Below are 16,755 nucleotides of genomic sequence, written 5' to 3'. Positions count from 1 at the left end.
ACCAGGCTCATCCTTCAGTGGGAGGCCGGTTCGGTCATGGTATTTGGAGATGATTGATGGAAAAGCGTGACGAGTTGTATGCCGGCAAGGCGAAATCGGTGTACCTCACCGATGATCCGGACCGTTATATCATGGTATTCCGGGACGATACGTCGGCATTCGACGGCCAGAAGAAGGAGAAGCTGGCGCGCAAAGGTATGGTTAATAACCGCTTCAATGCCTTCGTAATGGAAAAGCTTCAGGCGGCCGGGATTCCTACGCATTTTGAGCGGGTTTTGTCAGATACCGAATCGGTGGTCAAGCGGCTGGATATGATTCCCGTTGAATGCGTGGTGCGTAACTTCGCAGCGGGGAGCCTGTGCCGTCGTCTGGGCGTTGAAGAGGGCCTGGCGCTGAATCCACCCACCTTTGAGCTGTTCCTGAAAAATGACGCGTTGCATGACCCCATGATCAACGAGTCACATGCCGCGGCTTTTGGGTGGGCTACCGAGTCCGACTTGGCGACAATGCGCACATTATCCTTTCGGGTCAACGATGTGCTTAAGGCGCTGTTTGACCAGGGGGATATGCTTTTGGTGGATTACAAACTGGAATTTGGCCGTTTTGGCAATGAGATTGTTTTGGGCGACGAGTTCAGTCCCGATGGATGTCGTATCTGGGACAAGAGCACCCGCAAGAAAATGGATAAAGACCGCTTTCGCCAGGATTTGGGGGATGTCATCGAAACTTATGAGGAAGTGGGGCGCCGCCTCGGTATTTCCTTTGATTGAGCGTCGGTGTCGGCAGCAATGGAAGTCATCATAATTCGAATAGGGGATCGGCATGCGTAAGGCAGGCTTGGTAGGCGTAATGGTTGGTGGGCTCTGTCTTTGGGGGCCGCTTCAGGCACAGGCGGAGACTTTCGGGGCTTCAGCGTCGGTGGCTTACTGGCAGGCGACGCATTCGGGCACTGTCAAGAACGGCGCAGACAATGTCAGCATCGACAATGATCTGGGATTTCATGATAGCTCCTTTGCCGTCATGAGTTTCTCCTTTCAGCACCCGGTCCCCTTCTTGCCGGATTTCAAATTCCAGTACTACAAGATGGACCAGGTGGCCAATGGCTCCATCCCGCTCAATAAGACCTATGATGGTTTTAACGGCGACGTCCATACCAATCTGGATTTGAGTAACTACGATCTGACCCTCTACTACCAGCTGTTGGATAACTGGGTGCATTTGGATCTGGGTTTGACGGGGAAGGTGTTTAGTGGGCATATCAACGTTCGCCAGGCCAACGGTACCCAGCAAAGCAATACCAGTATCAATACCGCTGTTCCCATGTTATACGCGGCTGCACGGTTCGACCTGCCGGCTACAGGTCTGTCCGTTGGGGCTGAAGGTAACGGCATTGCATACAGTGGCAAGCACCTCTACGACGCTTCTGCGTATGTGAATTACCGCTTGGTGGTCTTCAATCTCCAGGCCGGTTATCGGCAGATGGCCATGAAGGTGGACGATATCGACGGTATCGGGGTCGACGTCAAGTTACATGGCCCCTATGTGCAGGTTGGTGTGGCGTTCTGACGCGCCGACAATTGATTTTGGGCAAGAAGTGAGGATAGCTGGTGCGAGTGCTTGTGACCGGCACGGCAGGTTTTATCGGCTTTCATTTGGCACAGCGACTGTTGGCGCGCGGCGATGAAGTTATCGGCGTGGATATCGTCAACGATTACTACGATGTCAGCTTGAAAGAATCTCGGCTCGATCAGCTCAAGTGCCATGCCGACTTTACGGAAGTGCGCAAGGATATTGCAGACAGGGAAGCCATGGCGGATGTCTTCGCGCAGTACAAGCCCCTGCGCGTAGTGCACTTGGCGGCTCAGGCTGGGGTGCGCTATTCGTTGAGGAATCCGCATGCCTATGTTGACGCCAATGTGGTGGGCTTTCTCAATATCCTCGAAGGATGTCGGCATAACCAGGTGGAGCACCTTTTGTATGCCTCCAGCAGCTCCGTGTATGGCGCGAACGAGGCTATGCCGTTCTCGGTTCATGATAACGTTGATCACCCGGTAAGCCTGTATGCGGCGACCAAGAAAGCCAATGAGCTGATGGCGCATACCTATAGTCATCTATATGGGTTGCCCACGACTGGTTTGCGATTTTTTACTGTCTATGGCCCTTGGGGGCGTCCCGATATGGCGCTCTTCACCTTCACCAAAAAGATATTGGCAGGGGAGCCTATCGACGTATTCAATCATGGGCATCATCGGCGGGACTTTACCTATATCGACGATATTGTGGAGGGGGTTGTTAGAACGCTTGATCATGTTGCTGAGCCTAACCCTGATTGGAATCCGCAGCAGCCGGATCCTAGTACCAGTAAGGCGCCGTTTCGGCTGCATAACATCGGTAGCAACAATCCGATCGAGTTGTCGCGCTTCATTGAGATACTCGAGACGCGTTTGGGCAAAACTGCACAAAAGAATCTGCTTCCTTTGCAGCCTGGCGATGTGCCCGCAACATACGCAGACGTGCAATCCTTGATTGACGATGTTGGCTATCAGCCGACAACGACAGTGGAAGAGGGCGTCAGTCGCTTTGTGGACTGGTATCTGGCGTATTATCACGGGTGATGGGGACGGCTTTAGCGGGGCTTGAGGCGTACTGTACTGGGTCGGTGCGGACTCGGGCCCAGCCGTAGGGGCTGAGACATTTCGGTATCCACGGCAGGAAATTTTGAGGAATGATAAAAAACGGGTTGACCGCCCCCATCTACCTCGTTATATTACGCACCCGCAGCGCAGTAGGACCATAGCTCAGTTGGTTAGAGTACCACCTTGACATGGTGGGGGTCGGCGGTTCGAGTCCGCCTGGTCCTACCAACCTTTTCAATAGGTTGGCCCCTCTGGATATATTCTTTTCGAAACACTTTCAGTTTACGCATACCGCCTGTTCGGGTTTATGGCAGAAGGCGGTTACGCCGTTACTTTGCCTGTCGATCCATCTCAGCGCATAATGCGCGGGGAGACTTTTCAGGGTGGGGTGCCATGCGTTACCTGCGGTCGTTCAATCGTCGTTTGCAAGAATTTCGGGATGCCAGACATCTGACGGACAGTGATATCGCTGCGCTGCTTCGGGTGGATGATGCTGTCATTCGATATTGGGAGATGAACGACGAACGCAAGCGCACCTACCCCTCAATCGATAATCTGCTCGATCTCTGCCTGAAGACGGAGACGCCGCTAGAGCACTGGCTGGACCTGGATGGAATTCCCAATGGTACCCAGTTGCAGCTGCCGGGCTTGGCGATGGTGGAGGAGAGTGACCTCGGTCCCCTGTTGGAGCAATTGCAAATGGAGGTCTTGCGTCTGGTTCCGAGCGAAGAGGAAAAGGAACTATTGAGACGCTTTAGGCGTGCCAACGATGAGAATCGGCGCTTGATCCTGCAATTGATGTCCTGATTGGGTTATTCGTGCTTGAGCGATATGTGGGCAATACGCTGCTCGGTGTCCTGCGCCAGCAGGATGTCGGCTGTTGAGGGTAAGGTGCGCAGCATATGCCGGGTGATGCGCTCATAGTGGTTGATAAAACGCATCAGTTGCTGAGGGTTATCCAGCCCTCCCCGGTAGTTGGCGCCTTGAGCCCGCATCAGTTTAGCTTCCTGCAAACGGCGCCATTCCATAACGACGTCCCAGTTGGGGGCTTGCATGAATATCAATCGGTTCAATGTTGAGAAGAGTGGCTCATAACGCTCGGCCAGTTGTCGATTGACCCAGCGTCGCCAGGCGCCCTGTGGGTCTTCGTCCAGCTCCAACGGGTTGATGGGTTCCTCCAGGGCGTCATTGGCTTCTGCATGGGCGCCTACACACCAACCCTCGAGAAGCACAATATCCGGTCGGCCGATGAAGCGGCCCCACTGAGTTTCCGGACGCCGGTCGTCGATACCCTTGTCGAACAGCGGCATTATCGTTTCCGAGCCTTCGTCCGCATGGAGCAACGCTCTCAGGGTGTTCCCAAGAAGCGCCGTATCATGGGTGCCAGGAACCCCTCGTGTAGCCAGGAGAGGGTGAATATCTTTGGCCAGTTGGTGTCGATAGGCTTGCGGCCAGTAATAGTCGTCCAGTGAGAGATGGCAGCAGGATAAGCCGAAGACATATTGGAACACGAGCTGGAGCGCCTGTGTCAGCGTGGTCTTGCCAGCGCCCTGGCAGCCTGCAATGCCTACCACCAGAGGCGATCTCTGTTGTTCGGTAAAGTGGCGAAGGTGTGCGGCGAGAGGCACCAGCAGGCGCGGGAAAAGTTCAAGGTATCGTCTGGGAAGCTGGTGGTGCGCCAGGAAACGTTCTCCAGCCACGGAGATATGCTGGCAGGCCGAGTGGATGTCGGTCTCTGTGAGTGTCTGAGAGGGCCATTGGGCCGTATCGGCAATAAGCGGTAGCCTTGCGGAAATCACGGCCCTTGCTCCCTGGTTGCCCGAAGAGGCGGCGCCGATGGCGCCGCCTCTTCGGGGATTATTTTGCCGACTTCTTATAGATGTTTTCGTAGACGTAATTGGTTGCCTCGACGAAACCATCGATACTGCCGCAGTCGAAACGGCGTCCCTTGAACTGATAGGCGAGTACGCAACCCGTACGTGCTTGTTCCAGCAGGGCATCGGTGATCTGAATCTCGCCATTCTTGCCCGGGGTCGTACGCTCCAGGATTTCAAAGATGTCCGGTGTCAGGATATATCGGCCAATAATCGCCAGATTTGAGGGGGCTTTATCGGCGGAAGGTTTTTCAACCATGTCGGTAATGCGGTAGAGGCCGTCTTTCATCGACTCACCGGCAATGACACCGTACTTGTGAACTTCCTCTTTGGGCACTTCCTCTATTGCGACGATAGAGCAGCGGAACTGATTGTACAGATGGACCATCTGGGCCAGAACGCCGTCTTTAGCGCCGTCAGTCACGCAGAAGTCGTCGGCAAGGACAACCGCGAAAGGGTTGTCGCCGATGAGGTTGCGCCCGGTCAGGATGGCGTGACCAAGCCCCTTCATCTCATTTTGCCGGGTGAATGCGAACGTGTTGTTGTTGATCAGGTCGCGGATTGACGCCAGAAGCTCTTCCTTACCGGTACCCGCAATCTGGTTTTCGAGCTCGTAACTGATGTCGAAGTGATCTTCCAGGGCCCGCTTCCCCCGCCCAGTGACGAAGCCGAATTCATGAATGCCTGCTTCAGTGGCTTCCTCTACACCATATTGGACAAGAGGCTTGTTCACGATCGGCAGAATTTCTTTCGGCATTGCCTTGGTCGCGGGCAGGAAGCGGGTGCCGTAACCGGCAACCGGGAAAAGGCACTTTTTGATCATCTGTACGTCCTTTCAGATTTAGCGGCTTTGAGTTCTGTGGATGCACCCATCCAGAAGCGCCTGAGGGGCTTGGCTGGAGGTTATCCGGTGATGAATGTTGCTGTAGTGTAAACAAACCCATCCCTAAAAAGGAATTGCAGTATCCCCGGACATGAAAAAGCCCGGCTGTAACAGCCGGGCTTTTGTGGTGCTGAGGGGGCTGCCGCTGGAGAACTAGCGCTTGAGTGCGGTCAGCCGCACTTGCTATCGCCGCAGGCCAGGCAGGTCTTGCAGCCGTCCATGATGATAACGGCCTTGGTCTGGCATTTGGCGCACAGCGTAGCGTTGGCGGGGTAGTTTGTGTCGTCGCCATCGTTGCTGCTGTTGTCGCGTAATTCGAACTCGGCCTTCTTCTCTGCCAGGATGCGCTTGGTCAAATCGCTCATCTCTTCACTGGCGATGAGGCCGATCGCCTTCATGTGTTTCTCGATAATGGCGCCGATCTCCGCCACCAGGGATGGCATGAATACGCCGCCTTTCTTGAAGTAGCCACCGTTGGGGTCGTACACGGAGCGCAACTCTTCCACCAGGAAGGTGACGTCGCCACCTTTGCGGAATACGGCGGAGATAACGCGAGTCAGCGCGATAACCCACTGGAAATGTTCCATCGACTTTGAGTTGATGAAAATCTCGTACGGGCGCCGGACCTCGTGGTCGGTATCCTCGTTCAGGATGATATCGTTGATCGTGATATACATCGCGTGCTCGGAGATAGGCGGCTTGATCTTGTAGGTGGTGCCCAGCAGGAATTCCGGGCGCTCCACGCTTTCGTTCATTTCGACCGGCTGCGGAGCTGCCGGTGCCGATGTTTCGTTGGCGGCATTGTCATTGCGAATGACGCGGTAGCCTACGATTTTCTTGTCGATTTTGACGGTCATGCTCATTGTCCTGTCTCTGACGTTGTCGGCGGCGGCTCAGTACTTACCGTAGGTGCCTTCCTTGAGGGCATCGAACAGGTTGGCGGCCGTATGGATTTCGCCGTCGTACTCGACTTCCTCATTCCCCTTTAGGGTGACCTTGGTGCCGTCTTCCAGGGTGAATTCATATTGCGTGCTTTCCAGGTCTTTCTGCTTGACCAGAACGCCCTGGAAGGCTTCCGGGTTGAAGCGGAAAGTCGTGCAGCCCTTGAGGCCTTTCTCATAGGCGTACAGATAGATATCCTTGAATTCCGGATAAGGGAAATCGGTCGGCACGTTAGCTGTCTTGGATATCGACGAGTCGACCCATTTCTGCGCTGCGGCCTGAATTTCCACGTGCTGCTGCGGTGTCACATCGTCAGATGTCGTGAAATAGTCCGGTAGTTTCTGGTCGTCTTCTTCGCTGAACGGCATCGCCTTGGCATTGATCAGGTGGCGATAAGCCAGCAGTTCGAAGGAAAAGACGTCGACTTTTTCCTTGGTTTTGCGGCCAGCGCGAATGACGTTCCGAACATAGTGGTGCGAAAAACTGGGCTCGATGCCGTTGCTGGCGTTGTTGGCCAGGGACAGCGATATGGTACCCGTAGGCGCTATCGATGTGTGGTGCGTGAAGCGAGCACCTTTTTCGGCGAGTGCCGCAACCAGTTCCGGTTCAACCTCGGCAATGCGTTGCATGTAACGGCTGTAGCGTGCATGCAGAATGCGTCCCTTGACCTTGTCGCCGACCTTGTAACCATCCTCGCGCATCTCCGGACGCTTGGTCAGTATCTCCTCGGTAACGTCAAAGTCCTGCTCCATGATCGGCGCCGAGCCTTTCTCTTCAGCAAGAGCCAGGCCCTGACGCCAGCCTTCCAACGCCATCTCCCGCACGACATCTTCTGTGAAGGTGACGGATTCGGCGGTACCGTAGGGCATTCTCAGCATGGCCAGGGTTGATCCCAGTCCAAGGATGCCCATGCCATGGCGGCGCTTGTGTGTGATTTCATGGCGCTGCTTTTCCAGCGGCAATCCGTTGATTTCAACAACGTTATCCAGCATGCGGGTAAATATCGCGACGACTTTGCGGTATTTCTCGTAGTTGAAGCGCGCCTTGTCGGTAAAGGGGTCGTCGACGAACTTGGTCAGGTTGATCGAACCCAGTAGACAGCTACCATAAGGGGGCAGAGGTTGTTCGCCACAGGGGTTGGTCGCGCGGATATTTTCACAGAACCAGTTGTTGTTCATCTCATTGACTTTATCGATGAGGATGAAGCCGGGTTCAGCATAATCGTAAGTCGACGTCATGATGCTGTCCCAGATAAACCGCGCCTTAAGGGTGCGGTAAATGCGACAGGCGACGCGCCCCTGCTTATCTGTAACGTATTCGTCTTTGATCGGGAATTCGCGGTAAACGAACTGGCTCTTGTCCGTCAGGTCCAGTTGCTCTTCCTCGACTTCGGCCTCTGTAACAGGGAAGGACAGGGCCCAGTCGCCGTCCTGTTTGACCGCCTGGATAAAGTCTTCGGTGATCAGCAGTGACAAATTGAACTGACGCAGGCGACCGTCTTCACGTTTGGCCTGGATGAAATCGACGACATCGGGGTGATGGATGTCGAACGTTGCCATCTGGGCACCACGCCGGCCGCCGGCAGAGGAAACGGTAAAACACATGCGATCGAAGATGTCCATGAAGGACAGCGGGCCGGAGGTCGTGGCACCGGCGCCAGCCACGTATGCCCCGCGGGGGCGCAGCGTGGAGAATTCGTATCCGATACCGCAGCCGGCCTTGAGGGTGAGTCCGGCTTCATGGTTTTTCTCGAGAATATCGTCCATGGAGTCATGGATGCTGCCCGATACGGTGCAGTTGATCGTCGACGTGGCGGGCTTGTGTTGCTCTGCGCCGGCATTGGATGTGATACGGCCGGCGGGAATAGCGCCATTCTGGAGGGCCCAGACGAAATCCTTGTAGACCTTGTCGCGCTTGCTCTTGTTCTCGACTTGGGCGAGGGCTTTGGCTACGCGGTCGTAGGTCGCGTCGATGGTGACGTCTACCGGGTCGCCATTTTTGGTTTTCAATTGATACTTGCTGCTCCAGATATCCTGGGACGCGTCTTGCATCGGGATGACGGTAGTGAGTTCCTGCACTTTAGCGTTCATGTCTGCCCTCTGATCCAACCCTGAATTTAACCTGCTGCCAGCTTTATCGCTTTTCGTTTTTTACGGGTGACGCGATGCCTTGTGCTTTCCATTGCATTGGCTGATACCGGCGTCCTTCGCTCATGCTGTGCGGTCGATATCACCCGATGTGGTGGGATACCACATGTTGTGCTTGTAAGACTTGCGTTTTGTGGGCGTAAAACCGGAGATTGCCGGTCTTATTTGGGGTTTCGTCGATGACTTTCGCTCACCGTCGTGGCAACGAATCAGCGGTGTAAACCACAATTTCTACCGATGTTCTGTCAAGCTTGACATTTTCGGTCTGGTTTGATCGAAACCCAATATATCCGTGTTTTCGGTGTGAAGTATAACACTATATTGTGGTCTGTGAAGATGATTTACCGCTGTTTGTTGTCGTCACCGATGAGCAAGAGGAGACCGCCGCGTCCGGCCAGTCCGCCGCAAAGTCGTGCCAGCTCAATGCTCTGTTCGTTGATTGTTCAGTGTGTTCTGGTTGAAGGTCCGATTACTAGATCTTGTGTTTCTTGGCAAGAGAATTGAGATCACTTTTTGGCATATATAGAGTGAGGTGATGAAGGAACGGTGTGCCACAGTGGCGATGTCGGAGCGTTTGTTCATATTGCGATCGATGTTCGTGACCGATGTCACAGTTGAGTTTTTCAACTCTATCTAGACTGGCATTGTGGGGAAATATTAAAAATTCTTAATTTCCCGCCTGCAAGGACAAGCTGAATAACAACCAGAATAAATAAGGGACATAACAATGAGAGGCCTGAAGAACGGCGTTGTGGCGTTGGCAGTAGCTGCACTGCCCGCTTTTGCGCAAGCAGAGGTCCATCCACTGGACGATGCTGCATTGGGGGAGGTTACCGGCCAGTCCGGAGTAACCATCGAACTTCAAACCAAAGTGAGTATGCAACAATTCAAATATACGGATGAGGGTTCGCTGACGATCGATAACGTAACGCTTGGCGGTGCCAACAAGTCTGATATGTTTGGTTTTACCGGTCTGGTGGCCAGTCCGGGGCAGGGCAATGATCTTCTCGATAATATCAAGTTGAATATCGACATCCTGAGTACCGGGGACGCAGTCATCAATATGTTGCCGGTGGTGTTCCAGGCGGTGGATTTCAAGATCACAACCGGTGCCTGGAAACTTAACGGCACTAACGGTTCGACGACCGTCCTGAATAACCTGAGCATCGAGGGCGCGGCGGGGTCTGGTTATGTCTGGATCCACAATGCCACGCACAAGATGGAGTTGCGTGCCGGTTTCGCGATCGACGACATGAGCGTCGACGTGCCCTTGCTGGCAATGTCGCTTAGGGGGATTACGGTAACGGGCGCGAATTTCGATCCGATTGTGCCGCAGCCGCTGGATCTCTTTCTCGATACCAAATGGGATATCTACAAGAGCACGAACGCGGCCGGTAATGATGCGCTAGCCATTGACCTCACGCAGTTCGGGACAGGAAATTCCGGGGCCAATATCAACATCAGCCAGTTTATGGTGGGTGGGGTGTCGTTGGGGTCGGTCAATATACACCAGCTCCAACTGTCCAACACCTCGTTACGGATCTACGGACACTGACGCGGTGAGGCTTGCCCTGGCGGTCACCGAACGGTGTGAGTTCGGTGCAGGGCTGTTGTGGCATAAGGATCGGGTGGTGAACGTCGAACGAGTAGCCTCTTAGACGCCAGGGTGTAGATAGATGTGGCGACGGTAGAAGTTTTGTCCTGCCCGATAGAGGGTATATCCAAATCCCGCCAGCAAAATGCCTGCAGCCACGACCAGCACAATATGCTGGAGGCTTCCCTTGTCTTCATCAAATTGCCATGCAGACATGGCGGCGCTGAGGTGTGTCAGCATGAGGTATAGCGCTACGCCGCCACCGATCAGTGCGGACACCAGTTGGCTGAAGACAATGAGTAGTGAGGGTATGGTGGCTGAATGTCCACAATGCCCGCACTGATACCTGTCCGTGTATTCAGGTTCTTCTTCATTTCGCACCGGGTCCATGAGTCCCTGGCGGCAATTGATACATATAAACATAACCGGTGTCTTCCGGGTTTTCGGTCAAGAGCCGATGATTCGAAGGCGATTTTCGCGTTTTGCACTGCGCCGGATTATTACTGATATCATAGTTTTCATGGCTACTGCTACGCTGAACGGGTCACTACATTAGCATCATCTGAAGCTTCACTTCTTATGATAGTCAATGACGGGACTGGTGGCGTCAATAACAAGAAATACAGGGGAAGAGCGATGCAGAAGACAATAAGCTTGCCGCTGGAAAAAGTGTACCACTGGGAAACGGCTCGGGCAGAAGAGGTTTATTTGACCCAGCCGATGGGCGATGGCCGCACAGAGGATTTCACGTGGCGGCGAGCCGTAGGCGAAGCGCGCCGCATGGCCTCTTACCTGAAGTCACTTAACCTGCCGCCTCGTAGCCGAATCGGGATTCTATCCAAAAACTGTGCGCACTGGATCATGTCCGATTGGGCGATCTGGATGGCCGGTTATATTTCAGTGCCATTGTATCCGACGCTGAGTGCGCACTCCGTCCGCTACATCCTTGAGCACAGTGAGGCCGAGGTGCTTTTCGTTGGCAAGTTGGATGACTGGGACTCGATGAAAGAGGGGGTTCCGGGAACGGTACACTGTATCTCTTATCCGCTGAGCCCTCCCAATCAATTTCCGACCTGGAACGACATCATTGAGCGGTTCCCGCCTTTGCCTGACAACACCGCCACCAAACCTGAGGATCTTGCCACTATCGTGTACACCTCCGGCAGCACCGGCCAGCCGAAGGGGGTGCAACTGACTTTCCAGAATATGGCTTATGCCGCAGAGGGGGGCGTGCAGGCGCTGGATATCACGGCCAGCGAACGCATGCTGTCCTATCTGCCGCTGTCTCATGTATTCGAACGCTTTGTCGTGGAAATGGGCTCGCTGTACCGAGGATTCCGCCTATATTTCGCCGAGTCACTGGAGACCTTTGTACGTGACCTGAAGGTCGCGCGCCCAACCTTGTTTATGGGAGTGCCGCGGATCTGGACCAAGTTTCAGCATGGTGTTTTCGAGAAGGTGCCGCAAGAGAAACTTGCCCGGTTGCTGCGGCTCCCGCTGGTGAGCCTGTTTATTAAACGCAAGGTTCTGAAAAATCTCGGGCTGGAACATGTAAAGTTCGCAGGCAGTGGTTCGGCACCGTTGTCCGTTGACATCCTGGAGTGGTATCGCGGGCTGGGTTTAGAGCTGCTGGAAGGTTATGGGATGTCTGAGAACTTTGCATACTCCCACATGAACAAGCCAGGCCGCGCACGCACGGGCTACGTGGGAGAACCGTTACCCGGTGTCGAAACGCGAATCGCGGAGGATGGCGAGGTTCAGGTGCGGAGCCCGGCAACCATGCCGGGATATTACAAGGATGAGGAAAAGACCCGTGAGGCATTCACGCCCGACGGCTTTCTGCGTACTGGCGACAAGGGTGAGATCGATGAGGCCGGCCGCCTCAAGCTGACCGGGCGTATCAAGGAGATCTTCAAGACGAGCAAGGGTAAGTACGTCGCCCCTGCGCCGATCGAAAATATGCTGATGTCGAATCCTAATATCGAGATGGTATGTGTTTCCGGCCCCGATTATCCCCAGCCACACGCTTTGGTTATGCTATCGGAGGACGGGCAGCAGCGCCGCGATGACCCAGCCTTTCGGGCAGAGGTGGAGCGCAGTCTTCTGGCGTCGCTTGAACAGGTGAACCAGGCAGTCGACCCGCACGAACAACTGAAATTCCTGGTGGTGATCAAGGAGCCTTGGACGATGGAGAACGAATTCCTGACACCAACCTTGAAACTGAAGCGGAATCAGGTTGAAACAGCTTTCAAGCCGTTATGGCCGGCCTGGTATGAGCAGAAAGATAAGGTGATATGGCAATAGCTTGACTCATCGGTTGCGGAGCCGTTGACCATAGGTCGAACTGTCTGGAAATGTGCCGAATCAGGTAAAGTGCCGTTGGATGAGATCCTCGGGAGCCGTGATTCAATCGGCCCGGCTTGCCGTAATCCAGAGGGGGGATTGCTGATGGCGTATGACGCTCTAAAGATTCAGGAGATGCTCTACCGTTTGATACCTGTGACGCGAGGACTGGGGATTGAAGTGTCTCGGTATGGTGGCGGTCTGCTGGAATTGAGTGCGCCTTTAGAGGCCAATCACAATCACCAGAATACGGCCTTTGGCGGCAGCCTTTACTGTGTGGCCATTGCGGCAGCGTGGGGAATACTGCATTTATGGTTCGATGCTCGACCGATGCAGGGATCGATCATCGTTCAGGATGGCGCCATGGATTATCTGAAACCGGTGACCGGCGACTTCGTGGCGAGATGCCTTTTGCCGGACAGCAGCACCATGGCTCGTCTCGAGAAGACGCTTTCAAGGCATGATAGGGCGCGTGTGGCCGTTTCCTCCACAGTATACTTGGGGGAGGAGCCTGTTGCTGAATTCCGTGGCCGATTTGTGCTGCTGAAGGAAGCTTGATGTTTGGACAGCAAGCTAGCAGTTCCGTATGTTGCTGATTCGCAAATTCCGTACTGGCAGATTCATTGATTCAAGGCTTTAATTCGATGCTATGCTTGTAGGTAGTTATACGAACAGGAGCTTAGCTGAAAGCAATGACAAGTATAGCCAGTGCCCAGGGGGCCGATCGCCGGATACATCCCAGGACGACGATGAATGCCAGGGTGCGCGTTGCTCATGAAGTGACGGGGGACAGTCTGTACTACACGCGTGATATCTCCGACGGAGGCATTTATGTCGTGGTTGATGGCGATGCTTTTCCTCCCATGGGCAGCGTTGTGGAAGTACAGGTTCAGGGTCTCCCCATTCCCGCGCCGATTTTAAAAATGCAGGTCGTTCGTCGCGACGTCGATGGATTTGGCTTGCAATTCGTTTGACCCGGTTCGTGTCATCGTAAGTCGCGCCTGGATAAAGTGACATCCTTGCCGCGGGCTTCGGTGCGCTCGAACATGGTCTTAATGTTAAGTGTTGCGCTGTATCCCGTCTTTGCCCGCAGTAAAATCCCCGCTGAGCGTGTCATGCTTTGATGCCGTGCGCGGTATGCCCGGTCCACGTAATTTGTCTCATGATTTTGGAGAGTAGCGTAACGATGGTGGGACTTCGTTGCTTTCGCTTGGGTCTGTTGGCTGTTGCGACCACCTGGCTTTCCGGGTGTGCATCCTATTACCTTCACTACGCCAGTTTTTCGGCAACGAACTCCAGTGGTGATCCAAGAGAGTTTCATCTGACCTGGAAAACAGCGGAATACCCCAGTTGGTGGATTGCCAGTAACGAGGCGACTCCCGTGGAGCTTAAGACGCAGTGCAGTAAACGGGTGTGGAAAATGATGCCGGCAGCCGACTCTGGATGTGGCAAGGGGATAACCGCCTGTGGTCAGCCAGGCTTGGACCTGAACAGTCAGGGGCAGCCGATTACATCCGGTAAAACGGTCTGTGTATCGATATCTGATAGCCTTCATCATGATCAGATCGCAGATTTAGGGAGTAACGTAGAAGTGACGGTTAGCTGCTTTCCGGCCACCACGAAGCTTCAGCAAGGTGATGAGACCGTGGGCACCGACTACCTGAGAGCTTCCGTCGTACCTTATTCGATACAAACCCGTAAAGTGCCGCTCTACGGGCTCAACAGTGGGCCGCCTCCGCTGGATGAAAAGAGTTGTCCGCAGCAGTGAGTCGATGCTGGATAGGTTATGTGAGCGGAATCACGTAAGTATTGAGTGTTATGTCTCATTGCTACATGTCGTAGCGGTTCGCAATCTGGCGTAACCAATGTTTCCAGGTTGTAACCTGTGGATACTAAAATGTAATTGCCTCCTGGCCTCAGTGCGGGAAAATGGTTACAAGGCTTAATGTGACTATTTGAGGTGGGGCAATGGGCGTCCAACAGAAAAAGATCGCCGTTCATGACCTGCAAATTGGTATGTTCGTCTCGGACCTCGACCGTCCCTGGCACGAGACGCCTTTTCCGATTCAGGGCTTTCTCATTCGGAGCGAAGAGGAGATCCGCGCTCTCGTTTCCTATTGTCGAGCCGTTTTTGTCGATGTGGCGGAAGTCCGTGGCAAAGCCGAGTCGGAGTCGGCGACCCCATCGGTTTTTGGCCGCCGAAGCAAACGATCGGACAAGCATCTTCTCAAGTTGCCCCCAATTACCATCAAAGGCCCGCGGCTCTATCCCGTTAGTCAGCCCCTTAAAAAGGAAGTTAAGGAAGGTGAGCGGATTCTGCGGGAAGCTCGAAGCGCATTGAATGCTGTGATGGCGTTATTGCACCGAGGAGAGGTGCCAGACCTGAAAAGTGTCGACAAGGCTGTCAGGGCGATGGCGGACAGTGTTATCCGCAACCCGGACGCTCTCTTATGGTTAACCCGTATACAACAGCACGATGAGTACACCTATCGCCACTCTCTCAATGTAGCTGTTTGGGCGCTGGTGTTCGGTCGGCACCTGGGGCTTCAGCCGAATGTACTGCATCACCTGGGACTGGGTGCCCTTCTTTGTCATGTCGGCAAGCTGCAACTGCCAGAAGCGCTCTTGCAGAACGAAATGCTGTTGGGGGCGGAGGACTTCGCCCTGTTTAAAACCTATGTCGACAAAGGTGTATCGGTGCTGGCTTCCGAGCAACTGCCAGAAGGTGTGCTCAATGTGGTTCGCTATCACCGCGAGCGTCACAACGGCTCAGGATTTCCCCAGGGTGTTACCGGTGACAGGATTCCGCTCCTGGGCAAGGTCGTGGGCATCGTGGATTTCTACGAATCACTGATTGAACCGCGGGAGGGCAGTACGCCAATGACGCCGGCCCAGGCTGTGGCGCAACTGTATGACTCCCGCAATATCGAGTTTCAGGAGGATCTCGTCGAACGCTTTATTCAGGCGGTTGGGGTATATCCGACGGGAACCTTGGTTGAACTGAGTAATGCGCAGCTTGGTGTTGTTGTTTGCCATCAGCCAAATCGTCGGCTGTGGCCGAAAGTGCTGGTGATGACGGATAGTGCCCAGCAGCCGCTGAAAACCGGAAAAGTTGTGGATCTGGCGGAATATAATGAGGGCCGCAGTATGCAGGATGCCTTGCAGATTGCCGGCTGTATCCCGTTTGGAGAGTGCCAGCTAGACCCCTCCCAGTTTGAAGTGACCGGCGCCACCTCACGCTGGAGCTGGAAGCACCTGACGGGAAGTTGAGCGTAAGGCTCTGACGCTCGTCAGTTCAAGTGGTCATTTGATGTTGACCCTCAACTGTTTTCGATACCAGCGATAGTCTCCGGATACCTTGATGTTGACCAGAATCGTGCCCTGCTGGCCCGTGGAGCCGGAGATGAAATAGTCGACGGATTCTGTGGTTGCGTTGAAGGACTGGAGTGTGATGATAGCCGGATTCAGGCTCACGGCTTCCATTTGTTCGATACTCAGGTCTCCGCCAACTTTACGCACGAAAAGTTCCTTTAGGGAAGTGTCCGACGCAGGGATATCCATAGCACTGGCGCTTAAGTAGTACTTTGTGGATGCTGCGCTGAAATAGATATTGGTATCGTCCTCCAGAAGCTTTTCCGCATCGCTAATTTGGATATCGCCGATGTGGCGGTGAGTCGCCAGGACCTTTTTCCTCAGTGCCTCGAGATCGCTCTGATAGATAGTATTGGGGTCAGGGTTTGTTGAAGGCTTCACCGGTGCTGCCGCTATTTCCGCAAGGCTTGGCGGAGGGTTGCATTGGGTGTCGCCAACTGGGTAGAAGCAAATCTGATTCAACAATTGATTGGCTGGGCTGGGAGGATCGGAGCTATTGTCTGCAAACGTCGCTGGCGATACCGCTAAATCAATAGGCTGAGTCAGGTTGGGCAGGGCTGCGTTCACCTGATCGGTGGTTCTTTGTGTTATGTCAATATTGGTCGTACTGGTGTTTTTGTCGTCGTCCAGCAGCATTAGCAGTCGCATGAGGTTATTCGCTTTACCTGTTGCTGCCAAAGACTTGACCACCGGTCGCTGGCTGGACAACCCGTAGGTGTCCGTCGCGCCGGCATTTAGTTGTGCGAGGTTGTCGTTAAAGAAGTCAACGGGGGAAAGGTAGGGTTTGGCCGGAATATCATCGCTGATTTTCAGGTTGCCGACCCAAAAGGAAATAGTCTCACCCGGTAGGTAATGGTATGTCCCCGAGGCATCGGTTGTTCCGCTCTGGCTCTGGGTTTCATAGTGCAGTCCTTGAATACCCAGTTCCATAAGGTGTCCGGTCAGCGTGCCGTCACCGCCGCTA

16 protein-coding genes and 1 tRNA gene are annotated in these 16,755 nt (G+C 54.2%); 11 read left to right on the top strand and 6 right to left on the bottom strand.

Annotated elements, in window-relative coordinates; genetic code table 11:
* Positions 1-56 precede the first annotated feature (56 nt).
* The 5 genes from purC to CLR77_RS16405 all read left to right on the top strand — a co-directional run bounded on the left by purC (position 57) and on the right by CLR77_RS16405 (position 3,443).
* On the top strand, positions 57-770 hold the full coding sequence (gene purC, locus CLR77_RS16425; protein ID WP_097461776.1) for a phosphoribosylaminoimidazolesuccinocarboxamide synthase: 714 nt from the start codon (positions 57-59) through the stop codon (positions 768-770).
* 52 nt (positions 771-822) lie between these two features.
* Positions 823-1,566 (top strand): TIGR04219 family outer membrane beta-barrel protein, encoded by a 744-nt coding sequence (locus tag CLR77_RS16420; protein ID WP_097461775.1) that lies wholly within the window; start codon positions 823-825, stop codon positions 1,564-1,566.
* Positions 1,567-1,607: 41 nt separating this feature from the next.
* Positions 1,608-2,615 (top strand): NAD-dependent epimerase, encoded by a 1,008-nt coding sequence (locus CLR77_RS16415; protein ID WP_097461774.1) that lies wholly within the window; start codon positions 1,608-1,610, stop codon positions 2,613-2,615.
* A 172-nt stretch (positions 2,616-2,787) separates the two neighbouring features.
* Positions 2,788-2,864 (top strand) — tRNA-Val (locus CLR77_RS16410).
* Positions 2,865-3,029: 165 nt separating this feature from the next.
* A complete protein-coding gene (locus CLR77_RS16405; protein WP_097461773.1) occupies positions 3,030-3,443 on the top strand; it encodes a helix-turn-helix domain-containing protein in 414 nt (137 codons plus the stop codon).
* A 5-nt stretch (positions 3,444-3,448) separates the two neighbouring features.
* Here the strand turns inward: CLR77_RS16405 and CLR77_RS16400 are convergent, their stop codons facing one another.
* The 4 genes from CLR77_RS16400 to CLR77_RS16385 all read right to left on the bottom strand — a co-directional run bounded on the left by CLR77_RS16400 (position 3,449) and on the right by CLR77_RS16385 (position 8,425).
* A complete protein-coding gene (locus tag CLR77_RS16400) occupies positions 3,449-4,435 on the bottom strand; it encodes a hypothetical protein (RefSeq protein ID WP_097461772.1) in 987 nt (328 codons plus the stop codon).
* A gap of 58 nt (positions 4,436-4,493) precedes the next feature.
* Positions 4,494-5,333 carry a UTP--glucose-1-phosphate uridylyltransferase GalU gene (gene galU, locus CLR77_RS16395; RefSeq protein WP_097461771.1) on the bottom strand — a complete coding sequence of 280 codons (840 nt, stop codon included), beginning with the start codon at positions 5,331-5,333 and terminating at the stop codon, positions 4,494-4,496.
* A 230-nt stretch (positions 5,334-5,563) separates the two neighbouring features.
* The gene (locus tag CLR77_RS16390) at positions 5,564-6,250 is read right to left on the bottom strand and encodes a TSCPD domain-containing protein (RefSeq protein WP_097461770.1); all 687 of its coding nucleotides are present in this window, start codon (positions 6,248-6,250) and stop codon (positions 5,564-5,566) included.
* Positions 6,251-6,286: 36 nt separating this feature from the next.
* The gene (locus CLR77_RS16385) at positions 6,287-8,425 is read right to left on the bottom strand and encodes an adenosylcobalamin-dependent ribonucleoside-diphosphate reductase (RefSeq protein ID WP_097461769.1); all 2,139 of its coding nucleotides are present in this window, start codon (positions 8,423-8,425) and stop codon (positions 6,287-6,289) included.
* A 784-nt stretch (positions 8,426-9,209) separates the two neighbouring features.
* Between CLR77_RS16385 and CLR77_RS16380 the strand changes: the two genes are divergently transcribed.
* Positions 9,210-10,037: a DUF6160 family protein gene (locus tag CLR77_RS16380; protein WP_097461768.1), complete on the top strand. Its 828-nt coding sequence runs from the start codon at positions 9,210-9,212 to the stop codon at positions 10,035-10,037.
* Between the two features lie 99 nt (positions 10,038-10,136).
* On the opposite strand, the gene CLR77_RS16375 is transcribed toward CLR77_RS16380, so the two are convergent.
* Entirely contained in the window at positions 10,137-10,457 is a 321-nt protein-coding gene (locus CLR77_RS16375) for a DsbA family protein (protein WP_143269432.1), read from the bottom strand.
* 255 nt (positions 10,458-10,712) lie between these two features.
* On the opposite strand from CLR77_RS16375, the gene CLR77_RS16370 reads away from it, so the two are divergent.
* The 5 genes from CLR77_RS16370 to CLR77_RS16355 all read left to right on the top strand — a co-directional run bounded on the left by CLR77_RS16370 (position 10,713) and on the right by CLR77_RS16355 (position 15,689).
* Positions 10,713-12,380 carry an AMP-binding protein gene (locus CLR77_RS16370; protein WP_097461766.1) on the top strand — a complete coding sequence of 556 codons (1,668 nt, stop codon included), beginning with the start codon at positions 10,713-10,715 and terminating at the stop codon, positions 12,378-12,380.
* Positions 12,381-12,524: 144 nt separating this feature from the next.
* Positions 12,525-12,977, top strand: coding sequence for a YiiD C-terminal domain-containing protein (locus CLR77_RS16365; RefSeq protein ID WP_097461765.1), 453 nt, complete (start codon positions 12,525-12,527; stop codon positions 12,975-12,977).
* A gap of 134 nt (positions 12,978-13,111) precedes the next feature.
* Positions 13,112-13,393 (top strand): PilZ domain-containing protein, encoded by a 282-nt coding sequence (locus CLR77_RS16360; protein WP_097461764.1) that lies wholly within the window; start codon positions 13,112-13,114, stop codon positions 13,391-13,393.
* Between the two features lie 212 nt (positions 13,394-13,605).
* Positions 13,606-14,187, top strand: coding sequence for a hypothetical protein (locus CLR77_RS20040; protein WP_143269431.1), 582 nt, complete (start codon positions 13,606-13,608; stop codon positions 14,185-14,187).
* A gap of 200 nt (positions 14,188-14,387) precedes the next feature.
* Positions 14,388-15,689, top strand: coding sequence for an HD-GYP domain-containing protein (locus CLR77_RS16355; protein WP_097461763.1), 1,302 nt, complete (start codon positions 14,388-14,390; stop codon positions 15,687-15,689).
* Positions 15,690-15,722: 33 nt separating this feature from the next.
* Here the strand turns inward: CLR77_RS16355 and CLR77_RS16350 are convergent, their stop codons facing one another.
* Positions 15,723-16,721, bottom strand: coding sequence for an organic solvent ABC transporter permease (locus CLR77_RS16350; protein WP_097461762.1), 999 nt, complete (start codon positions 16,719-16,721; stop codon positions 15,723-15,725).
* Between the last annotated feature and the right edge of the window lie 34 nt (positions 16,722-16,755).

Source organism: Mangrovitalea sediminis, assembly GCF_002514725.1.
Taxonomy (GTDB): domain Bacteria; phylum Pseudomonadota; class Gammaproteobacteria; order Pseudomonadales; family Oleiphilaceae; genus Mangrovitalea; species Mangrovitalea sediminis.
This window is presented reverse-complemented; position numbering and strand designations above follow the sequence as displayed.